The organism is Vibrio gazogenes (assembly GCF_002196515.1).
GTDB lineage: Bacteria > Pseudomonadota > Gammaproteobacteria > Enterobacterales > Vibrionaceae > Vibrio > Vibrio gazogenes_A.
This window is the reverse complement of the sequence record NZ_CP018835.1, coordinates 3,062,300-3,081,058: the sequence shown is the minus strand read 5'-3', so window position 1 is coordinate 3,081,058 and position 18,759 is coordinate 3,062,300. Positions and strand designations below refer to the sequence as shown.

17 protein-coding genes, 2 tRNA genes and 1 pseudogene are annotated in these 18,759 nt (G+C 43.0%); 12 read left to right on the top strand and 8 right to left on the bottom strand.

The features are described 5' to 3' along the window. The first annotated feature begins 620 nt into the window (after positions 1-620). Positions 621-1,475 (top strand): ion transporter, encoded by an 855-nt coding sequence (locus BSQ33_RS14105; protein ID WP_027694064.1) that lies wholly within the window; start codon positions 621-623, stop codon positions 1,473-1,475. 74 nt (positions 1,476-1,549) lie between these two features. On the opposite strand, the gene asd is transcribed toward BSQ33_RS14105, so the two are convergent. The 3 genes from asd to yejK form a co-directional block, all read right to left on the bottom strand. Further along, a complete protein-coding gene (asd, locus tag BSQ33_RS14100) occupies positions 1,550-2,662 on the bottom strand; it encodes an aspartate-semialdehyde dehydrogenase (protein WP_021019525.1) in 1,113 nt (370 codons plus the stop codon). A 415-nt stretch (positions 2,663-3,077) separates the two neighbouring features. After that, on the bottom strand, positions 3,078-3,872 hold the full coding sequence (locus tag BSQ33_RS14090) for an outer membrane protein OmpK (RefSeq protein WP_088134345.1): 795 nt from the start codon (positions 3,870-3,872) through the stop codon (positions 3,078-3,080). Positions 3,873-4,259: 387 nt separating this feature from the next. After that, complete coding sequence (gene yejK, locus BSQ33_RS14085) at positions 4,260-5,261, bottom strand: nucleoid-associated protein YejK (protein WP_088134344.1); 1,002 nt, start codon at positions 5,259-5,261, stop codon at positions 4,260-4,262. An 84-nt stretch (positions 5,262-5,345) separates the two neighbouring features. On the opposite strand from yejK, the gene BSQ33_RS14080 reads away from it, so the two are divergent. The 10 genes and pseudogenes from BSQ33_RS14080 to BSQ33_RS14035 all read left to right on the top strand — a co-directional run bounded on the left by BSQ33_RS14080 (position 5,346) and on the right by BSQ33_RS14035 (position 13,464). After that, the gene (locus BSQ33_RS14080; protein WP_021019522.1) at positions 5,346-5,570 is read left to right on the top strand and encodes a YejL family protein; all 225 of its coding nucleotides are present in this window, start codon (positions 5,346-5,348) and stop codon (positions 5,568-5,570) included. 24 nt (positions 5,571-5,594) lie between these two features. Beyond that, complete coding sequence (locus BSQ33_RS14075) at positions 5,595-7,397, top strand: DUF3413 domain-containing protein (protein ID WP_021019521.1); 1,803 nt, start codon at positions 5,595-5,597, stop codon at positions 7,395-7,397. A 51-nt stretch (positions 7,398-7,448) separates the two neighbouring features. Beyond that, positions 7,449-7,525 (top strand) — tRNA-Pro (locus BSQ33_RS14070). A 168-nt stretch (positions 7,526-7,693) separates the two neighbouring features. Further along, positions 7,694-7,784 (top strand) — tRNA-Ser (locus BSQ33_RS14065). Positions 7,785-8,169: 385 nt separating this feature from the next. Beyond that, a pseudogene (locus BSQ33_RS14060) lies at positions 8,170-9,322 on the top strand (IS3 family transposase). A gap of 238 nt (positions 9,323-9,560) precedes the next feature. Then, complete coding sequence (locus tag BSQ33_RS14055; protein ID WP_088134342.1) at positions 9,561-10,232, top strand: hypothetical protein; 672 nt, start codon at positions 9,561-9,563, stop codon at positions 10,230-10,232. A 38-nt stretch (positions 10,233-10,270) separates the two neighbouring features. Continuing rightward, positions 10,271-11,401: a DUF3800 domain-containing protein gene (locus BSQ33_RS14050; protein ID WP_088134341.1), complete on the top strand. Its 1,131-nt coding sequence runs from the start codon at positions 10,271-10,273 to the stop codon at positions 11,399-11,401. Between the two features lie 58 nt (positions 11,402-11,459). Next, complete coding sequence (locus tag BSQ33_RS14045; protein ID WP_088134340.1) at positions 11,460-12,245, top strand: hypothetical protein; 786 nt, start codon at positions 11,460-11,462, stop codon at positions 12,243-12,245. A 5-nt stretch (positions 12,246-12,250) separates the two neighbouring features. Further along, on the top strand, positions 12,251-12,646 hold the full coding sequence (locus BSQ33_RS14040) for a hypothetical protein (RefSeq protein WP_157721398.1): 396 nt from the start codon (positions 12,251-12,253) through the stop codon (positions 12,644-12,646). A 68-nt stretch (positions 12,647-12,714) separates the two neighbouring features. After that, complete coding sequence (locus BSQ33_RS14035; RefSeq protein ID WP_088134338.1) at positions 12,715-13,464, top strand: hypothetical protein; 750 nt, start codon at positions 12,715-12,717, stop codon at positions 13,462-13,464. Positions 13,465-13,744: 280 nt separating this feature from the next. Here the strand turns inward: BSQ33_RS14035 and BSQ33_RS14030 are convergent, their stop codons facing one another. Then, positions 13,745-14,197, bottom strand: coding sequence for a YcgN family cysteine cluster protein (locus tag BSQ33_RS14030; RefSeq protein ID WP_021019520.1), 453 nt, complete (start codon positions 14,195-14,197; stop codon positions 13,745-13,747). Between the two features lie 138 nt (positions 14,198-14,335). On the opposite strand from BSQ33_RS14030, the gene BSQ33_RS14025 reads away from it, so the two are divergent. Then, positions 14,336-14,608 carry a YkgJ family cysteine cluster protein gene (locus tag BSQ33_RS14025; protein WP_027694063.1) on the top strand — a complete coding sequence of 91 codons (273 nt, stop codon included), beginning with the start codon at positions 14,336-14,338 and terminating at the stop codon, positions 14,606-14,608. Positions 14,609-14,731: 123 nt separating this feature from the next. Here the strand turns inward: BSQ33_RS14025 and recR are convergent, their stop codons facing one another. The 4 genes from recR to apt form a co-directional block, all read right to left on the bottom strand. Then, positions 14,732-15,334, bottom strand: coding sequence for a recombination mediator RecR (gene recR / locus BSQ33_RS14020; protein ID WP_021019518.1), 603 nt, complete (start codon positions 15,332-15,334; stop codon positions 14,732-14,734). A 15-nt stretch (positions 15,335-15,349) separates the two neighbouring features. Next, positions 15,350-15,679 (bottom strand): YbaB/EbfC family nucleoid-associated protein, encoded by a 330-nt coding sequence (locus tag BSQ33_RS14015; RefSeq protein WP_021019517.1) that lies wholly within the window; start codon positions 15,677-15,679, stop codon positions 15,350-15,352. Positions 15,680-15,817: 138 nt separating this feature from the next. Beyond that, a complete protein-coding gene (gene dnaX / locus BSQ33_RS14010) occupies positions 15,818-17,950 on the bottom strand; it encodes a DNA polymerase III subunit gamma/tau (protein WP_088134337.1) in 2,133 nt (710 codons plus the stop codon). A 66-nt stretch (positions 17,951-18,016) separates the two neighbouring features. Next, complete coding sequence (apt, locus tag BSQ33_RS14005) at positions 18,017-18,562, bottom strand: adenine phosphoribosyltransferase (RefSeq protein WP_088134600.1); 546 nt, start codon at positions 18,560-18,562, stop codon at positions 18,017-18,019. Positions 18,563-18,759 lie beyond the last annotated feature (197 nt).

The window sequence follows — 18,759 nt, the reverse complement described above, 5'->3', positions numbered from 1 at the left end:
TCATCTCTGAGTATAATCTTTCAGTATTTGAAAACATTGACCCAGATCAGTTCTAAAAAACAATTCCTTCACTTGTCGAAATATTACCCGAAAAAAATATAACCTTATGAAATAAAACAAAAAATAAATAAAGAGACCGGTTTCATAGAGAAATACTATCGAAGCATAAAATAAAAAAACTACAATTTTATGTAATAAATTTTCATGGCAATACCATATAGAAAGATCTAATCCGTCATTTTCGTGCTACTGGTAATTATATAGGCCATGATTGAGAACACCATTTATAAACACCTTTTTTTACAATATCCCTACATATGAGACACAAGATGGCCTGTAGATCTCAGTCCTTGTTCCGATTATTCCAGTGCGGGAAGTTCCATTTCGGTGCTCTCTTATGACACTGATGCAAAAATCATTGAGTAGATGACTTCTCATTCATACCACGGGATAATCATTGAACAGCTATCAAATTGGCGGACAATGTTGCAGGACTTCTAATGGACGGGAGGCGGATCAATTTTCTGTCAAAACGGACATCACAGATTAGATACGTCACTACAATTCATGAGCCACATTTAAAACAAGGCTTATCACGCAGATTTATCAATGGGAAAGCGATGACTAAATCCTCAATAAGAACAAACCTTTATGTCATTATCTTCGGGACACATACTCGGGCAGGGAAAGTGTTTGACCTCTGTCTGATTGCGATAATAGTGAGTTCCCTACTGGTTTTAATTCTAGAGTCGATTCCAGAAATTAATGCCCAATGGCACCAACAGCTCCGCTACTTTGAGTATGGCTTCACCATACTATTTACAGCGGAATATCTCGTCCGACTCTATTGCTCTCCTCACCCCAAAGCCTATGCGAAAAGTTTTTACGGGATTGTTGATTTACTCGCAATCCTACCCACATATCTCTCGCTACTCTTTCCGACCATTTCATTTATGGCTGTGATCAGACTGATCCGAGTGATGAGGATTTTCAGAATTCTCAAACTGGTTCGCTATCTACAAGATTCCAATCTCCTGATGCGTTCACTCTTCATGGCCCGTCGGAAAATTTTTATCTTCTTTAGCTCCGTTTCAATCCTGGTTACGATTTTCGGAGTGTTGATTTATGTCATTGAGGGGCCGGAACATGGATTCTCAAGTATTCCGAAATGTATCTACTGGGCAATCGTCACGATTACAACGGTCGGATATGGTGATCTGGTGCCTCAAACACCACTTGGTCAAGGACTTGCTTCGCTCACGATGTTATTGGGTTACTCGATTATCGCAGTCCCGACAGGTATTATTACCGCTGAGCTAAGCAAAGAGATGAACATTCATCGTCAATTGGTCAAATGCCCGAACTGTTCTCAAACCGGGCATGATACTGATGCGCTGTACTGTAAACACTGCGGCAGCCAGCTAGCCGATCCGGATAAACGCGTCGTGTCCGGCAACCCCTCGTCACACAGATAAAAAAAGAGTGCACCGAGTGCACTCTTTTTCTTTTAGGCAAGATAGTCAACGTCACATTGTGATCATTAACGTTTTTATTTTTCGTTCAGAATGATTCGTAAAGTACGACGCAATGGTTCTGCTGCGCCCCACAATAGCTGGTCACCGACAGTAAATGCATTGAGGAAGTCATCCCCCATCGACATTTTACGTAAACGTCCTACAGGAACAGATAATGTTCCGGTCACTTTGGTTGGTGTCAGTTCCTGAGCGGTGATATCACGCTCATTCGGAATCACTTTCACCCAGTCATTGTGAGAGGCGATAATCTCTTCGATTTCGTCCATTGGCACATTCTGCTTTAATTTAATCGTCAGCGCCTGAGAGTGGCAACGCATGGCGCCGATACGTACGCAAGTGCCATCAATCGGAATCGGAGAACCTTGCAGATCGAGAATCTTGTTCGCTTCAGCACCGGCTTTCCATTCTTCTTTACTTTGGCCGTTATCACGTTTTACATCAATCCATGGAATCAATGAACCAGCCAACGGTGCACCAAAGTTATCACTCGGGAAAGAGCCTGACCGCATGGTTTCGACAACCTTGCGGTCAATATCAAGAATGGAACTGGCGGGATTTGCCAGCTCAGAGCTGACACAATCGTTAATCACACCCATCTGTGAAATCAACTCACGCATATTCTGCGCTCCGGCACCGGATGCAGCCTGATATGTCATGGCACTCATCCATTCCACCAGACCTTTCTCAAACAGTCCGCCTAAGCCCATCAGCATGAGACTCACGGTGCAGTTTCCACCGACATAGGTTTTGGTTCCTGAGTGAATAGCTTGCTGAATATGCTTCAGGTTAACCGGATCAAGTGTAATCACTGAGTCTTCAGCCATCCGTAATGTCGATGCAGCATCAATCCAATACCCTTTCCAGCCGGCATTTCTGAGCTGCGGATAAACTTTCTCGGTGTATCCCCCGCCCTGACATGTAATGACAGCATCCAACTGTTTCAGGCTTTCAACATCATAAGCATCCTGCAGTAACCCAGCATCTTTCCCGTAATCAGGGGCCGCGATACCAACTTGCGAGGTGCTGTAAAATACAGGTTCGATATGATTGAAATCACCTTCCTCAACCATCCGCTGCATCAGTACAGAACCGACCATACCACGCCACCCGACTAAACCTACTCTCATTGCACAAACTCTCCATGTGTTTCTGATTCAAATCTAATCCACCATCTATAAGCGGTTCAGAACAAAATCTCAAGCTCAATTTGGATTTTCTCGACAATTTTTCCTATTTATACCCAAATGACCTCAAGATGCAGTTTCAGCGAGAATCTCTAACACAGTCTCTGAGTTCAGTGAACTCGCCCTTCGGGAGTGCTTCAATCGGCGCCTTTCTGCGTCAAATGCCATTGAAATGGGAAGGCCATTCCTGCCGACATTTTCCTTGAATGACGCCGATTGAAGACACTCTGAATCCTGCATCTTGAGGTTACTTGGGTATATTACTGAAATCTGCATATTTAATCGAATAACCGACAAAACCATAATTTCAAAAAAATGGCGCTCCTGAGAGCGCCATCAATCCATTGCTTTATCACAATCAGAATTTATAAGTGACATCAAAATAGTGGCCGATACCGGTAGAACGGAGACTGTCCGAGTTCTCGATACCGTAGATGTCTTTATATAGTTTCATGCCATAACCGACTGCATAACGGTCTGAATGCCAGTAGATACCATTGAACATTGCACCACCAGTTCCTGAATCTGCGTGCTCTGCCTGCATTCCGAATTGCCAGTCGATATAACCCTGATAAGAGATAAATGAACCATTTTCGAATGTATAAAACGGCTTAAACCAGTTGGTCGCCAGATGATAACCATTCCAGTCTTTTTTATTTCCGAGATAAGTGGCATAGAGGTTCAACCCAATTTTACCGAGCCAAGGAACTTCAACATCAGAACCCAGACCGATTTTCTGGTTGTTTACATCATATGTGCTACCGTTCGCACCATCCCATTCAATCAGAGATGCAATATACAGTTCCTTCACCGGACCAAAAGAAAGATCTTTCCCGGTTAATGCATCAAGAGACATACGCGGGGCAAATTTCATGAACATTTTGCTTCTTTTATCTGCTTTATCACTATCTGGATCACTGGTCAGGTTAAATACATCAACATAACCATACAGGTCAAACAGACCGGAACGGCCACCGAACTCCATTTCCATATAGTCGTGATCAGACTTACCGGGCAGCTCATTGACGGCTCCCATCAGATTAAATTGCAACCATTTATAATCATTTTTATGAATTCCATCTGAATAATCTTCAGCAAGTGCAGGCGTTGAAATTGCTGTTAATAAGCTAAGCGCCAGAAGTGATTTACGCATATTGAGGTCTCTATTTCTGTGTTGATTACAATCCATTAGCGCAATCCATGCACTAATAACATTTAATTATTTATTAAAATAATATCGATTTGTATCTCAAATAAAAGTGCAATATCTGAAATATATAAAAAATATAAGTGATCTTGATCTTATTTTAATTTGAAATATGGAACTTTTATTACAAGTAAGAATTGAATTTTATGTGCAATCATACACATTCACTCATCTCAACATCACCTCCTGACGGGCGCTTTCTCTGGATATAACTAAGTCGATGAGATGTTCGGAGAAGAGGAGCAGAAGCAGAAAAAGGCAAAGGCAAAGGCAAAGGCAGGTGAATGAAAACTCAAAAGGCTCCCGAGTAAGGAGCCTTCATTCTATATTGTATTAACGGTTTCTTGTCAGTTGATCACGCAAGTTGGGAGGCGTCCCTTTGATGGTCAGTGTATCTGACGCCGGATCATAAAAAACGCGCTCACCAAGTAACAAACTATCGAAGCTCAGATTTAACCCACCACCAGAACCTACATATTTTGTCAGTTTGCGAACTGTAGAGCGATCCGCCGGAAAACTCTCTTCCAACTCATAACCATGGCTTTGAGTATAATCCCATAGCGTCGTTCCGTTGGTATCATCCGGCAGCTCTTGCGATAAATCCTTCAACTGAACTTCATCGCCCGATTTAATCTGTTCATTGCAGTAATCATAGACCTGCTTTTTGTAAGTAATTGTTTCATCTTTTTCAAACTGAGCATCACTACAAAAATCTTCCACAGCTTGCATCAGCACTAAATTCTGCTGTTTTGAATCCAGACCGACATCGGCTTGAAGAAAATCGAGAAAAAAGTCGGCAACTTTGCGGCCAACCCGCCCTTTAATATAAGTCAGATAACGATTGGAATCCGGATCTGACTGGTAAAGCGAAAGATCGATACGGGCAGCGATATCCATTTGTCGGATATCCAGATAATCCGTAGCACTGATATCCAATCCTTCGGTGATTTTTAGGCTCTGATTCATCGGTAAGAGACCGATGAATAGGTATTGCGTCGCCAGTGACTGATACTCAGCCATCACCAAAATCCCTTCGTCAGCAAAAGGGGACTTAATCAGTTCATCTTTGAGTTTTCTGGCACTGGACTGTGAGAAATCATAAAAACTTAAGTCCCCACTTTTGAGCTCACGCAACCAGTTTTGAAATTCACTGTCTGATTGGAAACAGCCAAATCCTTTCGAAGGCTTGGCACTGAAAACTCGGTGCAATTCAGCGACCAGATTTTCCGTTGAAGCATTGTTTTCTAATGACTGAGAGCGATAGTTGACAACCAGTTCATCCGATTCATTTTTCAGTAACTGGTGTAGTATTACATTGGAGAGATCAAGACTCATAGCGAATTTATCATCGTTGTGGTTTCAGTTGACAGGTATAGTAGGTTATCATAAGCCGTTTTTACTATCATCGTTAGAGTCTATATGCCCATTACATCAAAATATAGTGATCAACAAATTGAAACGATCCTGACTGAAATTGCTGCCGTTTTTGATAAACATGATGCGTCTCCGGATCTGGTTCTGATGATCGCCGGAAATATCGCAACAAACGTCTTGAATCAAAATGTTGCAGAGAGCCAGAGAAAAGCCATTGCAGAGAAATTCGCTCAAGCGTTGATATCTTCAATCGACAGTACGATTCACTAACAGAACGGATAAAACGAAAAGAACATGGTAGAGAGTGAAAACACCTACGGAGAGCGGGTATCCCGCCTAGTTGGCTGGGGACACTGGTTTGCGTTTTTTAATATCATCGCAGCCATGCTGATCGGTACACGTTATATATCCCAGTCCCCGTGGCCAGAAACATTGTTGGGACAATTTTATTTGGCTGTTTCATGGGTCGGGCATTTTGGCTTTCTCGTTTTTGCCCTCTACCTGTTGGTGCTGTTCCCGCTGACGTTTCTTATCCCTGCACGCAAGTTATTCAGGTTTGTTGCAGTTTGTTTTGCGACGATCGGACTCACTGTCCTGCTCATCGACACGCAGTTGTATTTCAAACTCAATCTCCATTTAACCCCTGTCGTATGGGAGGTGCTATTTAGCGATAATTCCAAAACGACAACCAACGATCTTCAGCATCTGTTTGTCTTGTTACCTCTGATTTTTGCCATGGAAATCGGCTTGTCCGAATGGGTATGGCGTAAACAAAGACGCTTGTCGCATAAGCACATAGGCCGCCCTCTGGCGACCATTTTCTTTATTAGTTTTATTACAAGTCATCTCATTTACGTTTGGTCGGATGCTTCTTTGTATACACCGGTTACCAGCCAGAAATCGAATTTCCCACTGTCTTATCCGATGACAGCAAAATCATTTATGGAAAGACATGGCCTGTTCAATCGGGACGATTATCTCAAACGTCTGCACGAGAAACAGACCCACAAATCAGTACTGGTTAACTATCCGTTAGAGCCAATCAAATTTGATCGCCGGATTAACCCGCTTAATATTCTGGTCGTGAGTGTCAACAACTTACGTGCTGATATGCTCAGCAAGCAATATATGCCGATGGCGACAACTTTCGCCAAAGATAATCTGAACTTCAGTAATCATTACAGCTCCAGTAATGACATGTTTGGTATTTTCGGATTATTTTATGGCCTTCCCAGCAGCTATGCATCGAGCATTAAAGTCCAAGGCACATTGCCGGTTCTGCTCGATACTCTGGAAGATCAGAAATACAACTTTGGGCTTTTCAGTGGTAATAACTTCAGCGATCCACTCTATGCTGAGACCGTATTCAGAGGATTGCCGTTAAATCACACCCCATTCACGAAAGACGCCAGCAGAGATGAACAAACGATTGATGCTTGGTCAAAATGGGTATCAAATCAATCAGGGCGCTGGTTCAGTTATTTAGAGCTGACGACGGTTCAGGAGTTTGATGCACCGGATAATTCATTCGGAAAATCCACACAAAACAAACTCAAAAATAACTATGAGTTGTCGGTTGAAGCAGCCGACCATGAGATTGGTCAGCTGATTAAGAAAGCATATGAAATGGGAATCATGGACTCTACCATTGTTGTCATTACATCCAACCATGGCACTGAGTTTAATGAAACCAACACCAACAGTTGGGGCTCCAATACCAACTACAGTCAGTATCAATTGAAAGTACCGATGATTATCCACTGGCCGGGCAAAGTCGCTGCCGACTATACCCAGCGCACCAGCCACCTCGATTTTTCAGTGACACTGTTACAAGATTTACTCGGTGTTTCTTCAAATCCGAATGACTACAGTAGTGGTCAGAACTTGTTTGACGAAAACAAAAGACGTTGGATTTTAGCCGGAGATGCCCGAGAATTGGCCCTAGTGACCAAGAATCAAACAACAGTCATCGATAAGTTTGGGAATTTCAAAGTCTATGATAACAATTACCATCGATTGCCGGATACCAATCCAACGCTACCGGTGCTCATGCAAGGGTTGACAGAACTGAAACGGTTCTACAGCAAAGACAATTAAATCAACCTATTGCTTGACTCGTTTCATTAAAGGCGTTAGATTACAAGCCATCGGACTGTAGCGCAGCTTGGTAGCGCACCGTCATGGGGTGTCGGGGGTCGGAGGTTCAAATCCTCTCAGTCCGACCATACACCTAAAGGGAAGTTTTCTTATGAAAACTTCCCTTTTTTCATTCTACTAAGCATAAAAAAGCCGCCTTAACTGATAAAAGTCTAATCAAACTCGCATAATACTGATAAAAATCAATTTGAAGACTTTACAAGCAAAGCAATCATGGTTATGATTTTTGCACTTAAGGAGAGATGGCTGAGTGGTTGAAAGCACCGGTCTTGAAAACCGGCGTACGTTAGTAGCGTACCTAGGGTTCAAATCCCTATCTCTCCGCCACATGTAGAAAGCCCGAGCCCTTGATAGACAAGAACTCGGGCTTTTTCATTATGGTAACTTTTTGGCATGATACGATCATGTTCCTACTCAAAGACCGCAATACAACTGACTACGCTCGTTACTGCTTTTCAAAAGACCTAGTCGAAATAGGTTTTCCAGCAGAGCTAAGATTCTCCCTTAGCACCAAAAGGCGTTCAGACGCTATAGACCGATTGATGGTTGTCATGAGTCATATTCGAAGCTTTATATCGACTTGTGATACTAAGGGTGATATTCCAAGTACGATCCAAAGATTAAGGTCTGAGCTAAAAGCCATCCGTCGGGTTCTACCCATATTTTACGGACACATCTATAAAGAGGCATACTATGCCTAAAAGGAGTGTCTATGACCAAGCGAAGAAAATATTCTGCAGAATTCAAACGCGAAGCCGTTGCGCTGACTCAGCAACCGGGTGTGAGTTGTCGTCAGATAGCATTAGATATCGGCATCAACCCTAACTTATTAAACCGTTGGAAACGAGAGGCGGAGCAGTCACAAGATAAAGCATTTCAAGGCACAGGCTCTCCTCGTGATGAAGAAATGGCGAGGCTAAAACGCGAATTAGCTAAAGTGAAAAAGGAACGTGATTTTTTGCGAGAAGCGGCAACGTTCTTCGCCAAAGAGTTACCGTAAGGTATCTTGCGATATCGCGTTGCCGCGATGTGTTTTCTGTTCGCCTCATGTGCCGTTGTTTGCGCGTCTCCCCTAGTGGTTATTACGCTTGGGTGGAACGTCAGCCAAGTGCGCGTGCTCTTGCTAACGCAACGTTATTAAAACGAATGCGCGAACTCCATGATGATAGCGGCGGCATTATCGGCGCACCACGTATGCACGAAGATCTGCAAGCCGAAGGGTTGAAAGCGAGCTTAAATCGTGTGGCCAGGCTGATGTCAGCGAATGGACTTTATGGCTGGCCGCGAAAAAAAGGTCGAGGGGCAAAGCGAAAGTCCGTACGTCCTGATGGTTTAAAGAATCATCTTGAGCGGGACTTTCATGCTTTGGAGCCGGAAACCAAATGGGTCACAGACATTACAGAAATTGGGACACTTGAAGGGAAACTTTATCTGTGTGTAGTGCTTGACCTGTTTAGCAAGCTCATCGTTGGCTGGTCGATGCATCATCGACAAGACCGTCATATGGTGATTCGAGCCGTCGAAATGGCGGTTTGGCAGCGACAGGAAAGACATCATATCATCTTACATTCAGATCGTGGCACACAATTTACCAGCGGAGACTATCAGCGCTTTCTCAAGCAAAAGAACTTAAACAGCAGCATGAGTGCTGTAGGCCATTGTGCAGATAACGCGGCTTGTGAAGGGTTCTTCGGTGTGATGAAACGGGAACGAATCAACTATCGACAATACCGGACAAGAAATGAAGCCAGAGCAGATATTTTTGATTATATCGAACGGTTCCATAATCCAAGAATGAGACGTAGACTGGCGAATCAAGACAGCAAGTTTACGTCTTTACTAAACCGTCCGTGAAAACGGGGTAGAACCCTGTTGTCATTAGTTGACCTGCGTTGAGTAATGATTAACTATGTATCAAGTTGATTATGGTGTGTCAGATGCAAAGTGTCGGCAGTTTGTTAACTGCCTAATCAAAGACCGACTTCTATAAAGGTAAGTTTAGCCAAACTTGGTCGGAATTAATGAAGAGTTTAACGGATTACACAACGTGCTTTAGGTAGACATTGTCTGCCTAATACCAGTTAAGTTTTAAAGAGAGAGTCTGTGGAGATAATAAAGATTATTGGGATTGTTCTAGGGTCTAGTGTGTTCGCAGCACTTGTAACAGCTTTTTTTACGAGAAGGTCACATGAAGAGACTATTGCTCTCAAATACATTACTGAAGAAAGAGCCAAATGGCGAGAAAAAATAAAAGAAACAATGGTTTCCTTGAATGAAGCAGTAAACTCACCACAGCTTAATGGAGAACGACTTTCTAAAACGAGAAAAGCATCTACATATTTGAAGCTTAGTTTGAATCCAGAGCCTGAGCATACCATAGATAGAGAAATTTTAGAGTGCATTAAAAGGCTCTGTAACGAACCAAACTATGAGCGCTTTTGTATTCTGGAGGAACGAGTTTCTATATTGCTTAAACATGATTGGGAAAGAGCAAAAAGCGAAGCACGCACCCCCATGCCAAGCCTTACATTAGCGACATTTATGATTGGTCTAGTCTGGTGTGTTTTTTATTTTTTTATCAAAAATACGTCTGTTTACGCCCTAGTCCAAAAAGTTTCTTATCTTGCAGGTGCGTACTCAGAAATTGCTATATCTCTTGCGGTAATAACTATGGTTACCTCATTGTTGATTTGGTGCAAAAGAAAAGTTGACGAACTTTGTCTTGAGCGAAGGGCAATGAAACTTAACAAAGCATTGCAGCGCCCAAGCCGCTGAATGCGCCTTTAGATTTACAATCAAGTTTAAGGTGGAATATGAGCAAAGAAATAGATGGTGTATTCATTTATGCCGATGAATCTGGTCATTCAGGTAAAGAAATTTTCTGTGAAAAATCACCTCTGTACTATCAAGGGGCATTGATATCTACAGGAGATATAGAACCTATAGTGTCACCGATAGTTGCAAAGTATTGTGATGAGAATAGCTTGGAAAGGTTGCACGGTTTCGAGCTTGGTGAGCAAAAAGTTAATGCACTCTGTATAGAATTATTAGATGCATTAAAGGATACAGATTGGCAGTTCCATTACACAGTAATCGAGAAGCGTTACATTGCCCCTACAAAGTTCGTCGATACCATCTTTGATTCATATGATAATCCAGCTGTACATCCGTTGTGGTATTTGACAGATCTATTTAGGCATACGCTGTGTGTATTGATCGACGATATGATGGAAGAGGACGAGCTTGATAAAAAGTTTTGGAGTTCCTACTTACTTGATGACATAGATGGTTTAATAGAAATTTCTAAGGTTCTTTTAGAACGTGCCCCATTCATTTTCGATGCTCGAGCTTGTGAAGTAGTCACCGAGGGTTTGACTTATGCGATAGACAATCCAGAAATATTCGCATTAACAGCAGCAAAAGGCAAAAGTGCCTATAAAAAGGAAACGCCAAATATTGTGGCTTTTTCGAGCCTTCTTACTGCTATTCATCGCTTTTGTAAACCAAGAAGCTTAGGGGTATCTGCTTTAGTTCACGATCAAAGTGATGAATTTAAAGGAACAATGCGCGAGTACCACAAAATATTCTTCGGTGTAGATTATGAGGACGACAAATTTGGTGGTATTCCACAGTTTGAAAGGGTTGAATATGAGCTTGGGGAGTTCAAACTAGAATCGTCTAAAAAGTCTCCGGGCTTACAAGTCGTAGATTTATTCTTGTGGTTAATTCAAAGGGATATCAAAGACCAAAATTTATTGTTAACCAAGAGTCAAATTCTTGAAAATGCTGAAGACTTCCGGATATCACGAGGAATGTCATTAGCTATTATCAAAGCTAGGCAACTTCAGCTTATGCAACAAGAGCTATCGCCCGAAGAGTTAGAAGCGGGAAAGAGGTTGAATCAAAAAATTCTTGATAATCAGTCAGCTAAAATGAAAAAGTGATTATATACAAACAATTTAAGAGTAATTTGTTAGGGCGCGCAGATTATTGGGGAACTTGATGGATATTAGTATATTAGCAGCGATAGCCGCAGCAATTTCTGGAGTTGTATCATTGATAAGCCACTGGCTTTCAGCTCGTAAGCTTGAAAGAAAACGTAAAGAGTACGATGAACTAATACAAGAATACAAAGCGAAAATTACAAGTGATAAATTAGGAAAAAACGATCCTGAATTTTACAAAAAGTGGCGAGAGGTCGCTGCAAAAAATCTCGTCGGTCAAACGACAAGTGAGATTGTTACTTACAAAATGTTGCTGAATTTAAACAAAAATATCAGAGTATTAGGACGAGCAAGTTCATTAAATAATAAAAGTAATTTCTATAAAAGAATTTGGATTTTTCTAAACTCAGGTTTGGTAAATACGGTATTAGACAATTCAATAGAAAGCAAGAGCGTAAGCGAAATTGATAAGAATACTGTAATTGGTATGTTACTTGGTGACAGGATAGAAAAAGACACTAAAAGTTATATTTTTCTTGCTATTGCTCTTGTAACTTCTTTTTTATTCCCTTTGTTCTCTGGCCTAAAAGTAAACTTTTGGGTAGTCGGTGCCGTAATAGTGATGTTTTCGTTGCTGACACTAAATCATAAGGTTATCGAATACCGTGTTTGTAAAGGGTATTACGGAAGTAACGAGTACGAAGTTAGAGAAGTTATATCATATATTGAAATGCACTCAGATCCTGACGATTTTGATAGTACAGGAAGAAAAAAAGTGTTCCAAGCGGATCTTCCAGAAGAAAATGAAGAATTTGTTGGTTTGATTGAAGGATTAACCGGATGATAGACATGGATGCAGTAACAAAGTATTTAAAAATATCCACAGATATTTTATTTGTTAAAAACCCAGTGGCAACAAGTATGGGAACTCTGTTTGGTATAATAACGCATGGTCTTTTTGGATTGTTTTCACCAGTTATTCAATCTATTCAATCTATTCAAGTTATTTCTTTGAACGTATTTCATTTTATCGCATTAGGCATCTTTGGGTTCAACATAAAAGGTTGGAAAAACCAGTACAAGGTCAGCTTGGAAATCGAAAATGCAATTGCATTTATCAATCAGCAAGAGAAGAAGGGATTAATCTCTGAACTTGAAGCTAGACAACAATACAGAGCATTGATAAGTCAGGCTGTAAAAAACGTTGTTGTCAAAAGTGAAAGTACAGTTTCACCCCAGAAATAGCGCTCTAAATAACAAGTCGCTCAAGACAGCCTAATAAACGTTTGTCATTACGATAATTTTGAGGATATATGCAAGTTTCAAGAAGAAGTAAATTTTCCTTAGCACAACTGTTGAGTGTAATAGAAAAACCAACCGTTTTTGTGATATTTGATAAATTTGGTTTTACACCACGAGCAGTAGCATCTCCAGCAGGAATAGCCGAAGAACTACTTTCTGCCTCAGACACACTTTTGTCTGATGTCATCTTAGAGGTTGTACATACAGCGAGAACGTTAAGAAATAAAACCAGTCCCAAATATCAGTTCGATGATCAATTTAAGATACTGGAAAAATCTTTACTTCTTGATGGATATCAAATTGAGTCTAACTCAGTTAAAGCACTAGATCCAAATTTTGTGGGTAGAGAACCAGTTGAAGATGCATTGATTAAAGAAGCTCAAAAGTCGTCCATCGTACATAAGCAAGATATTGTCAATGCTATAACGCGTTCGGCTGATGATTTTATAAAAGCCCAGCCAGATTATAACGGTAGTTTAACTAATATTCGTATTGCACTAGAAACTCTGGTCAGAGAAATTGCTTTCGATAAAGGCTTCTCGACAGTAAGAACAGGTAACACTTGGGGGCCTTCACTTAATTACCTTAGGACAAAAGGTTTTATCGACCAAAAAGACGAGAATGCTCTTTCTTCTGTGTACACCTTTATTAGTAACGGGGCTCATATACCTTTAGGATTTAGCCAAGAAGAATTTGTTCGCCTTGGAAGAAACTTATGCTATTCAATGTGTTACTTCGTTATCAAGAAATTTAATGCCTAACACGGTATTAGTTCGTAAGGAGATACTGAATGATCGGCGATATTTTTCTCGTAAGGGGTGGTAGTAAATTTTCTTCTGCATTAGTTGGTGCACAGAAATTGATTTACAACGGCGTGAAGATACGATCATGTTCCTACTCAAAGACCGCAATACAACTGACTACGCTCGTTACTGCTTTTCAAAAGACCTAGTCGAATTAGATTTTCCTACTCTCCCTAAGCACCAAAAACGTTCAGAAGCGATAGATCGACTGGTGGTTATAATGGCAGTCCATTTAAAATTATTTGTGAGACTTTAGTCTATCAGGTACGTTTTGAATGTGATCCTCCCAATTTACCACATCAATTTCATAAACGACTTTGTTGCGAACGCTCTCTCCGGCTGCGTGCATGGCTGATTTAGAGCCGGTGATTAACGGGTGCCATTCGGGCAATGGTTGATGCTGAGCTAACAAACGATAAGCGCAAGTTTCCGGTAACCAGTGAAATTCATCGATATTTTCCCGGGTTAGTTTCAGACACTCCTCACCGGATTGAAAACGGTTCGGGTAATCCTTGCAGGCACACGTTTTACTGTTCAACCAACTACAGGCCACATTGGTGTAGTAAACTTCTTCGGTATCTTCGTCCATTAGCTTATGTAAGCAACATTTGCCACAGCCGTCACACAGCGATTCCCACTCGCTTTCGCTCATCTCATCCAATGATTTGGTTTGCCAGAATGGAATAGTCATGTTGGTACTTCTGTGGTTATGGATTCGGATACGGTTTATACCTGCCTGAGACAAAGAGTTCAAGCACAAACGTATACCAATCGGGATCCAGTCTGTTATGATCGGTTGGTTTGAACAATGATGGCTCTCAGAGGATTTATGGAATGTCGTTTAGGCTGTGGCGCCTGCTGTATCGCACCAAGTATTTCTTCCCCGATTCCGGGAATGCCTGACGGCAAACCAGCCGGGGTTCGCTGTATCCAATTAGATGAGAATAATCTCTGTAAACTGTTCGGCTCCGCTGCTCGTCCTCAGGTATGCAGTGATTTCAAAAGTGATGTGGCAATCTGTGGTGCCAGCGCTCAAGAGGCGCTAACCATTATCAGTGATCTGGAAAACACCACGTTTTCCCCATTGAAGCAGTCCCACTGATTATGCAATAGGATCATGTTTGAATATGGCGGCTTAATCTCTGCATCCTAACCAATGCAACATGCGAGACATTCGATATGGCGAATATCTCGCATAATGAATCGCTGAAACCACGAGATAAAATCAGGAAAGTCGCTGACGCCCCATGAGCGAGTGAGACAGTGTCGTCCCGTCAACCAACTCCAGCTCACCGCCAACAGGCACACCATGCGCGATACGGCTTGCTGAAACATGATGTACTTGACACAAATCGGCAATATAGTGTGCCGTTGCTTCTCCTTCGACAGTCGGATTCGTCGCCAGAATCACTTCGGTAATATCACCTTGTTGCAAGCGAAAATCGAGCAGATCTAAACCGATATCTGCCGGGCCAATCCCATCTAAGGGTGATAGATGTCCCATGAGAACAAAGTAACGGCCCGAAAACTGCCCTGTTGCTTCAACAGCAGCAATGTCCGCAGGACTTTCAACCACACAGAGCTGGCCGTTCTCCTGCCGTTTGGGGTTTTTGCAAATATGGCAAACATCTTCTTCAGTAAATGTTCGGCACGTCTGACAATGACCAATTTCTGTCATTGCCTGACTCAGCGCATCCGCTAAGCGGAGCCCCCCTTGACGATCACGCTGTAACAAATGAAAAGCCATGCGTTGTGCTGATTTGGGGCCGACCCCGGGCAGACAACGCAAGGCTTCCATCAGATGTTCCAGCATTTGACTGGTACGCATAAATTTACTGAACCATTAAAATGGCATCTTCATACCAGGAGGAAGTTGCATTCCACCCGTCACGGATGACATTTTTTCTTTTTGGGTTTCTTCAATACGACGGGCAGCATCATTAAAGGCAGCAGCAACCAAGTCTTCAACCATTTCTTTATCGTCTTCCATCAGACTTTCATCAATTTCGACCCGACGAACGCTATGACCGCCAGTCATGGTTACTTTAACCAGACCCGCACCAGCTTCACCAGTGACTTCCATATTTGCAATTTCTTCCTGAAGCTTCTGCATACGATCTTGCATTTGCTGGGCTTGCTTCATCAGGTTGCCCATTCCGCCTTTACCAAACATGTTTATCTCTCTGTCATTGATATATTACACATACTGTGGGGGTTCCCTGCCGGGAATTCAACCCCCTTCTTAGGCCTACGTTTTACACCTGATTCTGACGCTCATTTTTACGTCAGCACAGGAGAAAAATTAAGCAAATTAAACCGGACGGACACTCTCTTGATCCAACTGAGCCTGAAAACGTTGCTGGATAAATTGAACATTGGGATCATCATGCAAACTGGCAAACGCCTGTTCCAGTTTTACCTGGTAGCGCTGCTCCCGGCGTTCCAGTGGCGTCACACCATCATCTGCCACTCGAATCTCTAATGTACAAGTCATTCTCAGCGCGTGTTCTAACGCTTCTTTCAAAATAGCTTGGGCTTTATCAGTATTCAAATGCGCCTGATGGGCACGTAATGATAGATGAACCGTATTGCCTTCCAGTTGATAGGATGCATTTAAAGCTAACTGCTCGATAAGTTTCGGTAAATTCAACTGCGGTATCAGCGCAGCCCATTCATCTTCTTGAATAACCTCATCGGTCAACCTAGCCGTCATTTCCGGCGTTTTTTCATGGGCCAGCGCCTGCTTCAATGCTGCCGGTGTGACAGACTTATCAACTGATTTTTTCGGAACTTCAATTGTGGGACGCCACTGATACGGCTCATTTGCATCAACCGCAGCCTCGGCATCCAACACAGAATCCACAGCCGACGGCATCAGAAGATCTTCATTCCGCTTTTGCATCAACCGATCAAAAACCGAATCTGGTTTTGTTGATGCCGTCTCAGACTTTTTTGGCGCAGTCCCTTTTATAGATGAATCTTTTGTCGATGAACCAGACGACTGGACAGACTGACGTTGAGAACGCAGCTGATGTCTCAGGCCAACGCGTGGCGTGGATGGATTGCTGTCATGCTCTGCTGGTGCGGCTGACGCGTCACGATCAGCCGGAGCCGGGGACTCGGCTTCAGTGGCCGGCTGAGGCTGAGAAACAGGTTGCGTATTTACAGCCGAATCCAGTGCAGTGTGAGTACTTTCAGGCGTCTCACGTTGATATCCGGGCTGATGAGGGTGAGAAGGTGTTGATGTAGCAGGTGCTGCCGTTGATGCGCTCAGATGATGCTCATTCCCCACCGGTGCCGGTTTTTGCATTGTGGCATCAGAACTGACATCGGTGTTGATCCCCTGAAAAGGAGAAACCGCAACAGGACGAAAGGCCATCATTCGCAGTAATACCATCTCCAGACCAATGCGCGGAGTCGGCGAGAGTGGTAAATCATCCCGTCCTTTCAGTGCAATCTGATAAAACAATTGCACATCTTCAGCACTGAGGTCTTGCGCCAGTTGCTTGATTTTTTCTGTATCGGGCTGCAATTTGTCTAACGTCGAAGGCAGCATTTGATACATCGCAATACGATGAATTTGAGTGGCAAGCGATTGCAACAATGCATCCCATGCAATGCCATTTGCCGCAATTTGTTCGACATAGGCCATCACGGTCTGAGGTTGCTTGTGGCTTAATGCCTGCAACAGATGGAGAGCCTGATCAGTATCAATGGTTCCCAACATGTGAGACACAAGACTTGCCTGAATCTCCCCATCTCCGAGTGCAATCGCCTGATCCGTCAGACTCAGCGCATCTCGCATACTCCCATCGGCTGCATGGGCAATCATTCCCAAAGCACGCGCCTCAGCAGTGACTTGTTCCTCATTGAGGATGAATGCGAGCTGCTGCTCAATGTGATCGATCCCAATCGGTTTTAAGTGAAACTGCAAACAGCGGGAGAGAATGGTCACCGGCAATTTCTGAGGATCCGTCGTTGCCAATAAGAATTTGACATACTCTGGCGGTTCTTCCAGCGTTTTGAGCAGTGCATTGAAACTGTGGCGGGACAACATATGGACTTCGTCGATCAGATAAACCTTAAACCGACCCCGTGCAGGCTTATACTGCACGTTATCCAGCAATTCGCGGGTATCTTCGACTTTCGTGCGTGACGCGGCATCGATTTCAAGTAAATCGACAAACCGACCCTGTTCAATTTCCTGACAAGCAGCACACTGCCCGCAAGGGTGGGCAGTAATGCCGGTTTCACAGTTCAATCCCTTAGCAAATAACCGCCCGATGGTGGTTTTCCCTACCCCTCTTGTGCCGCTGAAGAGGTAGGCATGGTGCAGTCGATTTTGTGCCAATGCGTTTTCTAAAGCGGTCAGTACATGTGCCTGTCCGACAACTTCAGAAAACTGCTTAGGTCGCCACTTTCTTGCTAATGCTAGATAACTCATAAGTTATTCCGTTTACACTTTCTGTTCATCATTCAAATCTCTGCTGATCATGAATGATCGTCAACCTCAGTGACCTTCGAAATCACAAATACTGAAAATCTCTAAGTCCAAAGCTTCCAAACGCTTGTCGCCACCTAATTCCGGCAAGTTAATCACGAAACCGGCATGTTCAGCTTTACCACCGAGTCGCCGAATCAGTTTAGTCGTCGCTTCAATCGTGCCACCGGTAGCCAACAAGTCATCAATAATCAAAACTTGATCATTTTCTTGAATTGCATCGACATGAATTTCTAGCGTATCCATACCGTATTCCAGCTCATAAGACTCAGAAAGTGTCTTTCTCGGGAGTTTTCCCGGTTTACGAACGGGCACAAATCCGATTCCCAACTCAATCGCTAACGGTGCACCAAAGAGAAATCCTCGAGCTTCCGTTCCGACCACTTTGGTAAATCCCATATTTTTATATCGTTCGACCAGCAATTGAATCGTGGCCCGATATGCTTGCTCATCTTCCATCAGGCTAGTGACATCTCGAAACAGAATGCCTGGCTTCGGATAATCAGGGATACTCTTAATGCTGGATTTAATCAGTGAAATTGTGTCTGTAGTCATCATCTATGTCTATTTGTCTGGATACCCGCCTCAAACTGGCTTGTTGAATGACGTTTGCGCGGTCTCAGTAAAAAATAAGCATACCACTGCAAATTGGTGGTGCCTAAAAAACAAACGCCCACTCGAAGGGTGGGCACACTTCCCGCTCATGCTAGTGATTTTCTTCGGACTTCGCAACAGGCTCTCAACCGGAATCC